At 54.5% G+C, this 15193-nt stretch carries 14 protein-coding genes and 1 tRNA gene; 10 read left to right on the top strand and 5 right to left on the bottom strand.

The genetic code is table 11. From position 1 onward, the window contains the following. Nucleotides 1-161: 161 nt before the first annotated feature. Complete coding sequence (locus EKD02_RS05475; protein ID WP_126341688.1) at nucleotides 162-2027, bottom strand: phosphoenolpyruvate carboxykinase (GTP); 1866 nt, start codon at nucleotides 2025-2027, stop codon at nucleotides 162-164. Nucleotides 2028-2129: 102 nt separating this feature from the next. After that, nucleotides 2130-2681, bottom strand: coding sequence for a TlpA family protein disulfide reductase (locus tag EKD02_RS05470; protein ID WP_244924406.1), 552 nt, complete (start codon nucleotides 2679-2681; stop codon nucleotides 2130-2132). Nucleotides 2682-2832: 151 nt separating this feature from the next. Between EKD02_RS05470 and EKD02_RS05465 the strand changes: the two genes are divergently transcribed. From EKD02_RS05465 to EKD02_RS05430, 8 genes are all read left to right on the top strand, one after another. Continuing rightward, nucleotides 2833-2905: transfer RNA gene (locus EKD02_RS05465), tRNA-Thr, on the top strand. Between the two features lie 96 nt (nucleotides 2906-3001). Further along, nucleotides 3002-4390, top strand: a complete 1389-nt coding sequence (gene atpD / locus EKD02_RS05460) for a F0F1 ATP synthase subunit beta (protein WP_126341687.1) — start codon at nucleotides 3002-3004, stop codon at nucleotides 4388-4390. A 14-nt stretch (nucleotides 4391-4404) separates the two neighbouring features. Then, nucleotides 4405-4671: a F0F1 ATP synthase subunit delta/epsilon gene (locus tag EKD02_RS05455; protein ID WP_011889286.1), complete on the top strand. Its 267-nt coding sequence runs from the start codon at nucleotides 4405-4407 to the stop codon at nucleotides 4669-4671. Nucleotides 4672-4703: 32 nt separating this feature from the next. Next, nucleotides 4704-5660, top strand: a complete 957-nt coding sequence (locus EKD02_RS05450; protein WP_011889285.1) for a S66 peptidase family protein — start codon at nucleotides 4704-4706, stop codon at nucleotides 5658-5660. A gap of 128 nt (nucleotides 5661-5788) precedes the next feature. Beyond that, nucleotides 5789-6070 (top strand): ATP-dependent Clp protease adaptor ClpS, encoded by a 282-nt coding sequence (locus EKD02_RS05445; protein ID WP_011889284.1) that lies wholly within the window; start codon nucleotides 5789-5791, stop codon nucleotides 6068-6070. Between the two features lie 100 nt (nucleotides 6071-6170). Beyond that, nucleotides 6171-7640: a glycine--tRNA ligase gene (locus EKD02_RS05440; RefSeq protein WP_160460110.1), complete on the top strand. Its 1470-nt coding sequence runs from the start codon at nucleotides 6171-6173 to the stop codon at nucleotides 7638-7640. A 39-nt stretch (nucleotides 7641-7679) separates the two neighbouring features. After that, entirely contained in the window at nucleotides 7680-8822 is a 1143-nt protein-coding gene (locus EKD02_RS05435) for a geranylgeranyl diphosphate reductase (protein WP_011889282.1), read from the top strand. Then, nucleotides 8823-9551: a DUF3593 domain-containing protein gene (locus EKD02_RS05430; protein ID WP_126341686.1), complete on the top strand. Its 729-nt coding sequence runs from the start codon at nucleotides 8823-8825 to the stop codon at nucleotides 9549-9551. Here the strand turns inward: EKD02_RS05430 and EKD02_RS05425 are convergent. The 3 genes from EKD02_RS05425 to EKD02_RS05415 all read right to left on the bottom strand — a co-directional run bounded on the left by EKD02_RS05425 (nucleotide 9490) and on the right by EKD02_RS05415 (nucleotide 13842). Beyond that, complete coding sequence (locus tag EKD02_RS05425; RefSeq protein WP_126384356.1) at nucleotides 9490-11172, bottom strand: S41 family peptidase; 1683 nt, start codon at nucleotides 11170-11172, stop codon at nucleotides 9490-9492. The genes EKD02_RS05430 and EKD02_RS05425 overlap by 62 nt on opposite strands. A gap of 29 nt (nucleotides 11173-11201) precedes the next feature. Continuing rightward, complete coding sequence (locus EKD02_RS05420) at nucleotides 11202-12065, bottom strand: 2,3,4,5-tetrahydropyridine-2,6-dicarboxylate N-succinyltransferase (protein ID WP_126384353.1); 864 nt, start codon at nucleotides 12063-12065, stop codon at nucleotides 11202-11204. An 82-nt stretch (nucleotides 12066-12147) separates the two neighbouring features. Then, a complete protein-coding gene (locus tag EKD02_RS05415; RefSeq protein ID WP_126384349.1) occupies nucleotides 12148-13842 on the bottom strand; it encodes an Rne/Rng family ribonuclease in 1695 nt (564 codons plus the stop codon). 227 nt (nucleotides 13843-14069) lie between these two features. On the opposite strand from EKD02_RS05415, the gene rnhB reads away from it, so the two are divergent. Both rnhB and EKD02_RS05405 read left to right on the top strand, forming a co-directional pair. Further along, a complete protein-coding gene (gene rnhB, locus EKD02_RS05410) occupies nucleotides 14070-14741 on the top strand; it encodes a ribonuclease HII (protein ID WP_244924405.1) in 672 nt (223 codons plus the stop codon). Next, the gene (locus EKD02_RS05405; protein WP_126341681.1) at nucleotides 14738-15133 is read left to right on the top strand and encodes a YraN family protein; all 396 of its coding nucleotides are present in this window, start codon (nucleotides 14738-14740) and stop codon (nucleotides 15131-15133) included. The genes rnhB and EKD02_RS05405 overlap by 4 nt, the downstream gene beginning before the upstream one ends. Nucleotides 15134-15193: the final 60 nt, after the last annotated feature.

The following is a 15193-nucleotide window of genomic DNA, read 5'->3' as shown; positions in this document are numbered from 1 at the left end:
GAGTTGGGGAAGAGTTGGGGACACTCATGACTGAGTGTACTAATTAGTACACTCAGTCATGAGTGTCCCCAACTTTTTCCCGATTTTTACTCCGCCTTTTTTTGAATGAATGAAAGAAGGGCGCCTTGCGGGCGCCCTTCTTTGTTGTGTTGCTGTTCTTCTTAGTTCTCGCCGGAGAAGCGCTCGGGGGCCATGGCCCAATGAGCCGGGGAGAGCCAGAGGGTTGAGAGCATGAGCTCGCGGATGTGCGGGAACTCTTTGGGAAGACGATCGTAAATCTTCTCGAAGAGCTCTTCGTGCGAGAGCAGCTCTTTCTTCCAGGCCTCGCTGTCAACCTCCATCAGCTTGGAGAACTTCTCGGGAGTCACGGACTCAAGGCCACTCCAGTTGAGGGCGTCGTACTTCGGCATCCAGCCAAGCGGGCTTTCTACAGCTTTGGCACGGCCGCGGACGCGGCCGACAATCCACTGGAGCACGCGCATGTTCTCGCCGAATCCCGGCCAGAGGAACTTGCCGTTCTCATCCTTGCGGAACCAGTTGACACCAAAGATACGCGGCGGCTCCTGAATGGTGCGGCCGACATGGAGCCAATGGTTGAAGTAGTCGCCCATGTGGTATCCACAGAAAGGAAGCATGGCGAAAGGATCGCGGCGAACCTGGCCGATGGTGCCAGCTGCTGCTGCGGTCTTTTCGGAGCCCATGGTGGCGGCAAGGTAGACACCGAAGTTCCAGTTTGCGGACTGGTAGACAAGGGGCACGGTATCCTGACGGCGGCCGCCGAAGATGAAGGCGCTGATCGGCACACCTTTCGGGTCTTCCCAGTCGGCGTCAAGCGAGGGGCAGTTGCTGGCCATTGAGGTGAAGCGGGCATTCGGATGCGATGAAGGCCTGCCGCAACCGGGGGTCCAGGGGTTGCCCTGCCAGTCGGTAAGCTCTGCAGGCGGAGTGTCGGTCATCTCTTCCCACCAGATATCGCCTTCCGGAGTCATGGCAACATTGGTGAAGATGCTGTCACGGGAAAGGGATGCCATGGCGTTCGGGTTCGACTTCATGGAAGTGCCGGGAGCCACACCAAAGAAGCCGTACTCGGGGTTGATGGCATGGAGACGGCCATCTTCACCGGGTTTGATCCAGGCAATGTCGTCACCAATGGTGGTCACCTTCCAGCCGTCGCAGGCTGCAGGCGGAATGAGCATGGCGAAGTTGGTCTTTCCGCAGGCACTCGGGAATGCTGCGCCGACATAGGTTTTTTCACCGTCAGGAGACTCGACGCCGAGAATGAGCATATGCTCTGCAAGCCAGCCTTCGTCGCGGGCCATGGAAGAGGCGATGCGAAGAGCAAAGCACTTCTTGCCGAGCAGGGCATTTCCACCGTAACCGCTGCCGAAAGACATGATGGAGCGCTCTTCGGGGAAGTGAACGATATATTTGGTGTCATTGCAGGGCCATGGCACATCCTGCTGTCCGGGCTCGAGAGGAGCTCCGACAGAGTGAAGGCAGGGGACGAACTCGCCGGCTGTGCCGATGAGATCAAGCACTTTGCGTCCCATGCGGGTCATGATGCGCATGTTGGTGACAACATAGGGGGAGTCGGTAATTTCAACGCCGATATGGGCGATGTGTGAACCGAGGGGTCCCATGCTGAAGGGGATGACATAGAGTGTACGACCTTTCATGCAGCCGTTGTATAGTCCGCGAAGAGTCTCTTTCATCTCTTTGGGTGCGACCCAGTTGTTGGTCGGGCCGGCATCCTGACGACGGATGCTGCAGATGTAGGTTCTATCCTCAACCCTTGCAACATCGCTGGGGTCGGAACGGCAGAGGTAGCTGTTGGGACGAAGCTCCTCGTTGAGTTTTATGAATGTTCCGCTCTCAACCATCTGCTGGCAGAGCGTGTCGTACTCTTTCTGGGATCCGTCACACCAGTAAACGGAGTCCGGCTGGCAGAGGTCAGCTGTCTCCTGCACCCACTGGAGAAGCTTCTGGTTTTTGACAAAATCGGGGGCATTGATCTGCATGGCGCTCATAGTTTAATCTTTATCGTTTATCTGCGGGTTACAAAAAAAAACACCCAAAGGCGCAATCTGCCGTCGGTGGATGCGGATGAAAAAGTCATAGGGAGGCTGGAATCATTTTGCCGTTTTTGGTTTTCCAAGCGCCTCGTCAATCATTACCTTAAATGCCTCACGGCTTCTGGCACCGGCAAACACATGGGTAACGCGTCCGGATGCATTGACTACAAATGATGTCGGAATGGAGCGAAGTCCTCCGGAAACAAGCGGCGAGAAAGCAGAGGCAACTGAGCCGTTGTCGACGACAACCGGATAACTGATGCCGCTGCGGCGGACAAATTCACGGATGCTGGGCTCACTGTCGCTGACGGCGATGCCGACAAAGGTGAATCCTTTTGATGTGTAGGCTTTCTGGAGCTCAACCATGTCAGGAATTTCAGCCCGGCAGGGGGGGCACCATGATGCAAAGAAGTTGACGATATAGGTCTTTCCGGCAAGATTTGCGGAACTGACTGTACGACCGTCAAGGGCGGTTGCGGAGAAAGCCGGCACTTTCAGAGAAGAAGCTGCCGGTGAGGCGGCTGAAAGTGCTGGGGAATAAAGGGAAACAATCAAAAGGGCTGCCAGAGAGAGCAGAGCTGTGCGGCGTATCATCGTAAACATCGTCATTGACCTTGGCATGGATATCAGTTGTAACAATTATATCATCAATATATCAATTCTCCTTTTTTTTCTATAGCTCGAAACAGCGCCTTTATTAATCTTTGTGAATCTTTAACAAAAAAATTATATTTCGTCCTGTTTTTCAGGGGACACTTAGGCCACCTTAGCTCAGCCGGTAGAGCAACTGTTTCGTAAATAGTAGGTCGTGGGTTCGATTCCCTCAGGTGGCTCCCACCTCCCTGCGGTCGTTAAATGACCGGAGCGAAGGAGATTGCCGAAAGTTAGATTTCATAGACTGCACTTTAAATCCTATCCATACTGTCACTATGCAAGAAGGCAAGATTTCCCAGATCATCGGCCCAGTTGTTGATGTTGATTTCCCCGAAGGACAGCTGCCGGCGATCCTTGACGCACTGAGCATTGCAAAACCTGACGGAACGAAAATCGTTCTTGAGACACAGCAGCACCTCGGTGAAGAGCGTGTCCGCACAGTGGCAATGGAGAGCACGGATGGTCTCATCAGAGGAATGGCTGTCGAGAACACGGGCAGGCCGATACAGGCTCCGGTAGGCGAAGGCGTGCTGGGAAGAATGCTCAATGTTGTAGGAGATCCCATCGACGGCCTCGGCCCTGTTGATGCAAAGAAAACCTATTCGATCCACCGTTCCGCTCCGAAGTTTGAAGATCTCTCCACCAAGGCAGAGATGTTCGAGACCGGAATCAAGGTCATTGATCTTCTTGAGCCGTATTCACGCGGCGGAAAAACAGGCCTCTTCGGTGGCGCCGGTGTAGGAAAGACCGTGCTCATCATGGAGCTCATCAACAACATTGCAAAACAGCAGTCGGGGTACAGTGTATTTGCCGGCGTAGGCGAGCGGACCCGTGAAGGAAACGATCTCTGGCATGAAATGATGGAGTCGGGCGTCATTGACAAGACCGCTCTCGTGTTCGGCCAGATGAACGAGCCTCCCGGAGCCCGCGCACGCGTTGCTCTTACCGGCCTCAGCATTGCGGAGTACTTCCGTGACGAGGAGAACCGCGATGTGCTGCTCTTCATTGACAATATCTTCCGCTTTACCCAGGCAGGTTCTGAGGTGTCGGCACTTCTCGGCCGTATGCCGAGTGCTGTGGGCTACCAGCCGACTCTGGCCACTGAAATGGGTGAACTTCAGGACAGGATTACCTCAACAAAGAACGGTTCAGTCACCTCTGTACAGGCCATCTATGTGCCTGCAGATGACCTTACCGATCCGGCTCCGGCAACGGCCTTTGCCCACCTTGATGCAACAACGGTGCTTTCCCGTTCCATTGCAGAGCTTGGCATCTACCCTGCTGTTGACCCGCTTGACTCCACATCCCGCATCCTTGATCCGAACATTGTAGGCGATGATCATTACGACACAGCTCAGGCTGTGAAGATGATTCTCCAGCGCTACAAGGATCTTCAGGACATCATCGCCATTCTCGGTATGGACGAACTGAGCGACGAGGACAAGCTTGTTGTTTCAAGGGCAAGAAAGGTTCAGCGTTTCCTTTCGCAGCCATTCTTTGTTGCAGAGGCCTTCACCGGACTTTCAGGAAAGTATGTAAAGCTTGAAGAGACCATCAAGGGCTTCAAGGAGATCATAGCCGGCAAGCACGACAACCTGCCGGAAAATGCATTCTACCTTGTCGGTACTATTGAAGAGGCAATCGAAAAAGCGAAAACCCTGTAATCTGAACCATCACTATGGCACAATCTGATAAAGGGTTTGAGTTGGATATCGTCACCCCCCAGAAACTGCATTTTTCCGGACAGGTCACAAGTGTTACCGCTCCGGGCCTTGACGGGCTCTTTCAGGTGATGAAAAACCACGCGCCTCTTCTTGCTGCCCTGAAAAAAGGCCCGGTAAGACTGGCGCTCGGAGATAAAACAGAAAAAAGCTTCTCCATCAAGGATGGCTTTTTTGAGGTGAGCGGCAACAAGGCGATTCTTCTCACTGAAACCATTTCCTGATTCCCCGCAGTGTGAATCAAACATGTCCGGGGATGCATCCCACGATACCCAAAGCCCTTGAAAAGGGCGACACCATAGCTCTGGTATCCCCGGCATCACACTCAGCACACCCCCAGAGGATAGGGCTGGCAACAGCATATCTTGAATCCAAAGGCTACAGGGTGCAGCACGCACCGCATCTCAACCGGATAGACACCGATCCGGCAAGAGCAGATGGCGAAAAACTTGAGGACCTTCACAAGCTTTTCAGTGACCCCGTTGTTCGCGCCATAGTCTGCCTGCGTGGAGGGGCCGGATCATCCAGGCTTCTGGGTCAGCTTGATTACAGCCTCATAGCAGCAAACCCCAAAATTCTTGTGGGCTATTCCGACATTACGGCCTTGTCGCTTGGCATTTTTGCCAAAACAGGCCTGATCGGGTTTTCCGGGCCTATGGCGGCAACTGAGCTCTGGCAGCCGACCCTTTACACGGAAGAGCATTTCTGGGGAATACTGACAGACCCGGAGTATGCAGGATCGCTACAGAACCATCCATCTCACCATTCAACCTGCATTAAGCCGGGAAGGGCCGAAGGGCCGCTGATAGGGGGAAATCTCGCCGTACTTGCGTCTCTGGTTGGCACCCCATACATGCCTGATCTACAGGGGGCGATCCTCTTTCTGGAAGATGTCAACGAACCGGCATATCGCATTGACCGCATGCTCTCGCATCTTGCAAATGCAGGGCTGCTTGGAGGATGCAGAGGGATGCTTCTGGGAGCTTTTTCGGGTGAGATGACCGCCACCGAGCAGGAGGAGGCCCGTCTGAACAGCATCTTCACCTATTACAGCAGGGCGATGCTCAGTGGGGGCCCGGTTATGCAGGGGCTCTCCTACGGGCACATCCGTGACCTCATGACCCTTCCTGTGGGACTGACATGTTCGCTTGAAGTGGCTCCGGGCGGATCTTTTTCGCTTCAGGCATCTTCGCCGGCCGTCCTCCGCCCCTGAGTACTCCTTGCTTAGCGGCTCCTGACGCAGTATTTTCATCTATACTGTCGGCAGAAAGCCAACCCCGTAAATACCGAGAGAGAAAGACTGTTCACATGCAGAGAAACATACTGATCACACAGGTCGCAATGGAAGCGGAGCCGGAGACAAAAGTGCTTGCCTCAATTCCCGGCGTAGGAACTTCAGAACCATTTCGGGTGGTGCTGTTCAATGACGAGGAACACTCATTCGATGAGGTGATTTTCCAGATCATCAAGGCAGTCCGCTGCAGCAGGGCAAAGGCGGAGGCGCTGACCATGGAAGTCCACAACAGCGGCCGGTCGATAGTCTACACGGGGCCGATTGAGCAATGCATCAGGGTGAGTGCCGTCCTTGAAGAGATAGAGCTCAGAACAGAAATCCAGTCCTGACCCACCCTTCCTGCCATTTTCCCGCACTCTTTCTTATATTCGTTAGTCTGTTTTCTGCCCTTGTGGCAGTTGCCGCATTTTTCAACACTGTTTCAGCACCATGACCAATCCCGATTCAGCACGCGTCAAGGGTTCAGCGCCCGCGCCCGATAAAGTTATGCACAAACTGGTTTCACTTGCCAAACGGCGGGGCTTTGTTTTCCCTTCCTCGGAAATCTACGGTGGCCTCTCAGCCTGCTTTGATTACGGGCCGCTGGGCAGCGAAATGAAAAAGAACATCAAGGATCTCTGGTGGAGGGCGATGACCCGCCGCCACAGGAACATTGTGGGACTTGATGCATCAATCATGATGAACCCTACCGTTTGGGAGGCATCCGGGCATGTATCAAGCTTCAATGATCCAATGATTGACGACCGGACAACAAAGCGCCGCTACCGGGCCGACCACCTGATTGAGAACCATATTGAAAAGCTCCGCCGTGAGGGCAAAGAGGAACAGGCTCTTGCTGTTCAGGGTGCGTATGAAGCTGCCGGCACCGCTCCTGACCCCAACAAGGCGCTCTACTCGCTTATCATTGACGAAGGAATCAAGGCTCCCGACACCGGTTCCGGCGACTGGACGGATGTACGCCAGTTCAACCTGATGTTCCAGTGCGACATGGGCGCAGTTGCCGACACCTCCGGCACAGTATACCTGCGTCCGGAAACGGCACAGGGCATTTTTGTCAACTTCCACAATGTTCGTGAAGCATCGCGCATGAAGGTGCCATTCGGCATTGCGCAGATTGGCAAAGCGTTCAGAAACGAGATTGTGAAAGGGAATTTCATTTTCCGCATGGTTGAGTTTGAGCAGATGGAGATGCAGTACTTCGTCAAGCCCGGCACCCAGGTGGAGGCGTTTGAAGCCTGGAGGGAGGAACGGTTCAACTGGTACACCTCTTCACTCGGCATCTCACCTGAAAAACTTCACTGGTACAAGCACGACAAGCTTGCCCACTATGCCGACCTTGCCTACGACATCAAGTTCGAGTTCCCGTTCGGCATCGAGGAGATTGAGGGAATTCACTCCCGTACTGATTTTGATTTGAGCCAGCACCAGCAGTTCTCCGGCAAAAACATGGAGTATGTCGATCAGGTAACCAATGAGCGCTACACCCCCTATGTGGTGGAAACATCGGCAGGTTGCGACCGGCTCTTTCTTGCTCTGCTTTCAGACGCCTACCATGAAGATGTTATTGATGGTGAGGAGCGCGTACTGCTGAAACTCGCGCCGAAGGTTGCGCCTGTCAAGGCAGCGGTTCTGCCGCTGATGAAAAAGGGCGAAATGGCGGAGGTGGCTGAAAAACTCCGGGCAGAGCTGTCGGAACAGTTCCTGGTGCAATATGACGACGCTGCCTCAATCGGCAAGCGCTACCGCCGCCAGGATGAAATCGGCACCCCGTTCTGCTTTACCGTCGACCACCAGACCATTGAAGATGGCACCATAACCGTCCGGTACCGCGACACAGCGGCACAGGAGAGAATCAACATAACAGAGGCCGCTGCATTCCTTGCTTCCGCTATGGCATAAAGGGGAAGTTTTTCAGATAACCTCCATTCCGATGAACCAATGCGATACGATACGGCAGTCATAGGCGGAGGGCCCTCGGGGGCTGTAGCCGCAGCGGAACTTGCACGAGCGGGCCTTTCTGTGATCCTTCTTGAAAGAAACCTCGAAAATATCAAGCCCTGCGGGGGAGCCATTCCTCTCGGGCTTATAGAGGAGTTCTCGATTCCGGATGAACTGGTGGAGAAAAAGCTCTCCCGGATGCGGGCCCGTTCACCCAAAGGACGAACGATTGAGATGGTTATGCCGAACGGCTTCGTAGGAATGGTGCGCAGGGAAAAATTTGATCACTGGCTCCGCAGCGAAGCCGAAAAAGCTGGAGCCGAGGTGCGCGAAGGGCTGATGTCGTCAATCATGCCGACTGACGACGGCTACCTCATCACCACACTGAACGACAAGATCCCGCCCTTTGAGGCGCGCCACATCATTGGAGCTGACGGGGCGAACTCGAAAACCGCTGAAGAGCTGAGCTTCCCCCAAAACGAGCTGAAGGTGATTGCCATGCAGCAGCGGTTCCATTACACCCCCTCTATTGAACGGTTTCGCACTATGGTGGAAATCTGGTTTGACGGGGAAGTTTCACCCGATTTTTATGGCTGGATTTTCCCGAAGGCCGACCACCTGGCGATAGGAACCGGCACCGAGGACAACCGGCACAGCATCAAGGGCCTTCAGAAGCGATTCGTTGAAAAAATTGGAATAACCGACGCACCCTTTCTTGAGGAGGCGGCAAAAATCCCCATGAAGCCAAGAAAGTCATTTTCCTCAGCGAAAAACATTCTGGTGGGAGACGCTGCAGGCCTGGTTACACCTGCAAACGGTGAGGGCATATTTTTTGCCATGCGCTCAGGAAAGCTCGGAGCGCAGGCCATGATACGCCATATCAGGGAGGGCGCTCCTCTTCAGGAGTATGAAAAGGAGTTCCGCCGCCTGTATGCTCCGATCTTTTTCGGCCTCGAAGTGCTGCAGAGCGTTTACTACAAAACCGACCGGCTGAGGGAAAGCTTTGTTGCAATATGCGCCGACCGTGATGTACAGAACATCACCTTTGATTCCTACCTCTACAAAAAAATGGTTCCGGCAAAATGGGGCGTACAGATGAAGATTTTCTCCAAGAACATCTACCACCTGATCAAAGGAGGATAAATGCTGCTCTCCTTTCCCAACTGGATCATCCATATCTTCTCGTCGCTGGAGTGGCTGGCGGCCTCACTGCTGCTTGTGCGCTACGGACGCCTCATCGGCCGCAGGAGCGTCACCATATTGGGTCTCTCCATGCTGCCCCACTGGGCGGGAAGCCTCTCGGTGCTTGCATACCATATAACAACAGACACCGTCCCCTTTCTGCTTGATCTGTCGGAAATCATCAATCTTTTCGGAAGCATTTCCCTTCTTCTGGCAACAGTGAGCATTCTCAAAGAGACAAAGAAAGCCGCTCCGGCCGGCTTCATGGCGCTCATGGGCGCAATCATGATTTCCGGAAAACCGCAGTCGTGGCTCGGCGAGGATGTTTTTGATGCCATCCTGCAGCTCTCAAGCGTTGTCTATATTTCGTTTCTGATTGTGCTGCTTGTCATATGGCGACGCAACAGGGACCTCTTTTCAGGGCTGACTGTGGGGGGATTCTGGTTTGTTCTTGTCTTTATTTCGGTTACCGTCTTCTGCATGTATCTGGCAACCGAGGTCCGGGGCTACCCGACCCTCTCCCATGACGACCTTCTGCATGGCTCTGCAGAGAGTCTGCTGAGCATCAGCAATCTGATGATTGCCCTGGGAGTGCAGAAGAGCATCAGAAACTTTCAGAAACGCGCCCTCAGGGACGGAGCAGACGGGCGTATTGCCGGGGGGCTGAAAGCACCTCCGCAGCCTTTCTGAAAAGAGGGTCGCGGGCCAGCTCAAGGCGGCGGGCGGCCTTGGGGTCGCATAGCCGGACAATCTCTTCACGAAGCGCCACTGCAACATCCTCCGCAGCACCGGCAACCTCCATTTTCCTCAGCCGTTCAAGCTCATCCCGTCCAGCCTCAAGCACCTGCAGGCTCTTCTTTCCACCCTCACCCCCGTCAAAGCTCTCCATAAAGAGATCAAACCGCTTTTGGTCTGCAGAGCGGTAAGAAAAGTCGTGATTCTCAAGAAAATGGTTGAACGCCGGCATCAGAGCTGCGCTATCTGGAGATGCTCCAACGCCGGAAGCAGCCTGCTCGAGAGAGAAGAGGAACAGCATCCCCCGATAGCGCAGCTGGTCAAGATAGGCAGATTCCCCTGGAGCCTCAACGGTAATATCAGGAGCTATGCCCCCTCCGCCATAAACCTTCCTCTTTGCTGCCGTCCTGAACACTTCATGTCCATCGCCATCTCGTTTGCGGGGTGTCAGCACATCACGGGCAGAGGCCAAAGCGCCGTTCTCCTCTTTCTGGATAAGACGGCCCGACGGTGTGTAGTATTTTGCCGTGGTCAGCTTGAGAGCACTATCGTAGGGAAGGTTGATGACTGACTGAACCAGCCCCTTGCCAAAGGATCGTTCGCCGATCAGAATGCCACGGTCAAGATCCTGCACGGCACCGGAAACAATTTCCGCCGCAGAGGCACTTCTGGCGTTGATGAGAATGGCGAGCGGAATGTCGGACTCCTCCGGAGGCCGCTTGGTCGTGTAGGACTTTGTGCTGCCCGCAGAACGGCCGCGGATGGAAACAACAGGACTCTCCTCCGGCACAAACAGCGAGGTAACATCAACTGCTGCGTCAAGAAGACCTCCCGGGTTTTCCCGTAAGTCAAGAATAATACCCTTCGGAGGGCTGCCTGAATGTGCGGCCTCCTCCCTGATGCCCGCAAGAGCCTTCTGTACATCTTCAAATGAACGGGTGCCAAAGCTCTCCAGCCCGATGTAGCCAAACCCATCCACAAGACCACTGAAGGTCACCGTACTGAGCCTGATTTCCTCCCTCAAGAGCCCAAATGTCAAATGGCCCGAATTTCTGCGGGCCACCGCAAGGGCAAGAGGAACGCCGGCATTCCCCTTGATAAGTTCACGAACCCGGTCAAGGCTTTTTTTCTTGAGCTGAACCCCGTTGATTTCTGTAATCCGGTCGCCCACCCGCATTCCGGCCTTTGCCGCAGGCCAGCCCTTTTCCACTGATGTCACAAAGATGGAGCCCTCAATTGAGGCAATGGTGATGCCGATGCCGGCATACTGGCTGTTTGTCAGCTCACCGAGTTCTCGCGACTGCTCTTCGTCCAGAAAAACGGTGTAGGGGTCAAGGGGCTCAAGCATGCCATCAATGGCCGAATACGACAGCCGGCTGATGCTGAGCGTGTCCACATAGTTTTCGGCCACTTCACGATACACATCACCCAGAAGCTCAATGCCTTTGACGGCAGAAAAATAGCGGTCATCGGCAGCTTTGGCTGATAGGGAAGGGGGAGAATACAGATGAAACACAATAACCAGTGCGGCAGCACATGCCATGAAAAGCCGATGGTCTCCTGAATGCTGTTTCATGCCGTCATTGATTTTCCGGTTATCCCCCCTTACCGGAGAGCCTCTTCGAGAGCTGTGGCCGCATCCGTCCTTGCATCGCGGTACTTGATGATGATCGGGGTGTAGATTGACAGACCATGAACGGTAGCAAAATCGCCTTTCAGTCCGCGAGAGCCGGCAACGACCACGGCCCCTTCGGGAATGACAAGGGGGGAGTCCTCCGTTCTGCGGTGAATGGTATTGTTGACCATATCATAGACCGGGGTTGAACCGTTGAGAATCACGCCGGTCCCGATGACGGATCGCTCACCCACTATGGTGCCTTCATAAATGCCGCAGTTGCCGCCCACCATCACGCCGTCCTCAATGATGACAGGCATGGCTCCTACCGGCTCCAGCACGCCGCCAACCTGAACGGCCGCCGAAAGATGGACATTCCGGCCAACCTGGGCACAGCTGCCCACAAGAGCGTGTGAGTCAATCATGCTGCCTTCGTCAACATAGGCCCCCACATTCACATAGGCGGGGGGCATCATCACAACTGAGGGAGCAAGGTATGATCCGTCGCGGACCGAGGAGCCGCCGGGCACAATCCGCACACCGCAGTCGTCAGCAAACTGACGGAGAGGATAGGTATCCTTATCGATGAAGGTGAATGCGGAGCCTTCCGCCCCCGACTCCACCCGCCCGGCCTGAAGACGGCCAAGCTTCATGCCGAGCAGAATTCCCTGCTTCACCCAGCCGTTGACCTGCCAGACGCCATCAAGCTTTTCAGCTGCGCGCACATGGCCGCTGTTGAGCAGCTCCTTGAATTGCATAAAAGCGTCGCGGGCTCCCGCAACCTGCCCAACATCGGCTGCCGCATATTTGGCATAGCCGAGAATCTGTTCTTTCAGTGCATCATACGCTCCCATAATCAGTCTCCTTCGTGCTTTCGTTCTCCTCCCCCCGGGGCCGCCGCATCTGAGCCGCCTCATCGGGCGGGAGAGGTTTCATTTATAGATCGCCGTATTCGGCAGTAATGTCTTTGCTGTTTTTTCTTGAATAGAACCTGAAATCGTCACTCCTGAGACTCTCATCCTCTTTCACCCTCACAAAGAGGAGGTGCTGGAGAAACCACTTCATCTCGGTCTTCATGTCGCTGTTCTGTAGAGGCTCAATAACGGTAGGGCTTACATAGAGGTCGAGCTGCTGGAACTTCATGCTCTGCTGTAGAGCATATTTGCGCAGCCAGCGTTCAATCTGGTTGATTGTGGTGAACCGGGCCTGCACCACTCCCGAACCGCCACACGCCGGACACTGGTCGCCCATGCGCTGCATAAGGCTCGGCCGTATCCTTTCACGGGTAATCTGCATGACACCGAAGTCCGAGAGAGGGAGAATGTTGGATTTTGCACGGTCGTTGCGCAACTCTCCCTTCATGGTGTCGTACACCTTTTTTGAGTTGCGGCTATCCATCATGTCGATGAAGTCAACAACAATAATTCCGCCGATATCGCGAAGCCTGAGCTGCCGCACAACCTCACGGGCCGCCTCGAGGTTGGTTTTCAGGGAGTTCTCCTCCTGTTCCCGCTTGGCTGCATAACGGCCACTGTTGACATCAACAACCACCATGGCCTCGGTGTGCTCAATGATGATGTAACCACCAGACTTGAGCCATACCTTGCGTGAGAAAATGGACTCAACATCCTTTGCGATGCCGTACCCCTCAAAAAGCGGCAGCTTCCCCTGATAGAGCGACACATTCTTTACCATGTCCGGAGCCGCCCATTCAATGTAATTGAGCGTCTCCTTGTGTATGGAGGGGGAGTTTGCAACAATTTCGGTGACATCTGAATTCAGCGAGTCACGCAGAACACTCGAAATGATTGTGTCCTCCTTGAAAATAAGCTGCGGCGGAGTGGCATCCTTAAGTTTTTCCTCAATCTGCGTCCACTTGCCAAGCAGCATTTCAAGATCCTGTCGAAGGAGGGACTCTTCCTGCATTTCGGCAACGGTACGGATAATGGCACCGAACCCTTCGGGAAGCATGGAGCGGACAAGTTTTTTCAGGCGTGCACGCTCCTTACGCGACACAACCCTGCGGGAAACCGCCACCTGTCCTCCTCCAAACGGAAGCAGAACCATGAAACGGCCGGCAATGGTAATGTCGGAAGTGAGCCGTGAACCCTTTGTGCTGATGGGCTCCTTGATGACCTGGACAAGAATGGAGTCGTTCGCCTTGAGCTTGCCGGCAATCATCTGTGTATAGGACTGCCGTTTTTCAGCCTGCTCAGAGCGGCTGTCCTTCCCTGAGGCCGAAGGACCCCGTCCTCCGCTCCGCGCCACCGTCTTTGCGCCGGAAGGTTCAGCCTGGACCGCAGAACTCCCTTTTGCATCGCCCTCTTCATCTCCCTCACCACCATCATCGTCATCGTCATCGTCTTCAATCAGCGCCTTGTAATCTTCGGTTGTGGTGCCCACATCGGAAAAATGGAGGAAGCCGTCGGATTTCTGGCCGATATCGACAAACGCAGCCTTGAGCCCCTCAATAACCTTATGAACCCTGCCAAGATATATATCGCCAATGCTTCGGCGGCTTTCAGGCCGCTCAATGATCAACTCTGCAAGACGACCCTCTTCAACAAGCGCGACCTGTATCTCGTCGCCGGTCTTGTTCATCAGCAGCTGTTTTTTCACACTCTTCTTCATAGTAATATCAGACCTTTCCCTTTTTTAATAATGGACGGGAAGCCGCCGTTCATGCCCCGCCAAATGACCCTGCCTACGCACACCACATTCCCGGCACCCTCTCCTCCTGAGAGACGCCATCAATTCAGAAACCCCCGACATCAGGGGACGATGGGCGTCAGAAGCAAAAACAGTACTTGCAAGCTAACTATCAAGATAAGAAATTAAAGGGCTCCTGTACAACTTTGGTGCAACCGCCCCGATGTCCGGGGAAAAACGAACCGACAATAACAGGCACACGCATGCTGACCGACTATGAAGAGCAACTCTGGAACTCAATGGAGCGCATCTGCGGGATAGATGAGGCGGGCAGAGGCCCCCTTGCCGGACCGGTGGTTGCGGCTGCGGTGGTGTTCCCCCGCTGGTTCCGTCCCGGAAAGGGGATTCTCGGCCGCATGAACGACTCAAAAAAACTGTCGCCCTCACTGCGCCGGGAGATGGCGCCCGCAATACAGGATGCCGCCCTTGCCTGGTCGGTCTCAGTTGTTGATGCCCAAACCATAGACCGCATCAATATTCTCTCTGCAACCATGCTTGCCATGAACCGGGCGGTTGGCGGACTCGGACTCACGCCCGACATGCTCCTTGTGGACGGAAACAGGTTCTCCCCTGAAACTCCGGTTGCCTACAGAACTCTTGTAGGGGGAGACGCATACATCTACTCGATAGCTGCCGCATCAGTGCTTGCAAAAACTGCCCGTGATGCAATCATGAGCAGCTATGACCGGGAGTATCCGGAGTATGGATTCGCCCGGCATGCGGGATATCCGACCGCCATGCATATCAGCGCAATCCGCCAGCACGGGCGATGCCCCATACATCGCTTCAGCTTCAAGGTCAGGCGACTCAACGAAGCATGAACAGCAATCAGCCATGGCTCCTTGGAAGGGAAGGAGAGCGGATCGCCGCAGGGTTCCTTGAGAAGAAAGGCTACCGGATCGTGCAGCGAAACTTCCGGTTCCACCGCAACGAGATAGATATCATTGCCATGGACGGAGAGACGGTCTGCTTCATAGAGGTCAAAACCAGAAGTTCAGCAACAAAAGGAGAGCCCGCAGAAGCTGTAACGCCAGGAAAACAGCGGGAGATTGCCCGGGCCGCTGAAGCCTGGCTGGCATTCAGCTCTGAAGGGGAACCGGACTGCCGGTTCGATGTCGTCGGAATCATTGCCGAGCCCCTCTCCGGAGGGCGTTTTCGGGCACGAAGCGTCGAGCTTTTCACCGATGCATTTCATGACCCCGGAAGGGGGTGAAAATACCACATACTTGCCTGATTTTTATTATCTTTGCATAGCATTCTATAACCTCCAGTC

Origin of the sequence: Chlorobium phaeovibrioides (assembly GCF_003968655.1) — a bacterium.
Lineage (GTDB): Bacteria > Bacteroidota > Chlorobiia > Chlorobiales > Chlorobiaceae > Chlorobium > Chlorobium phaeovibrioides.
The sequence above is the reverse complement of the archived record's forward strand: the minus strand, read 5'-3'. Positions and strand labels throughout refer to the sequence as shown.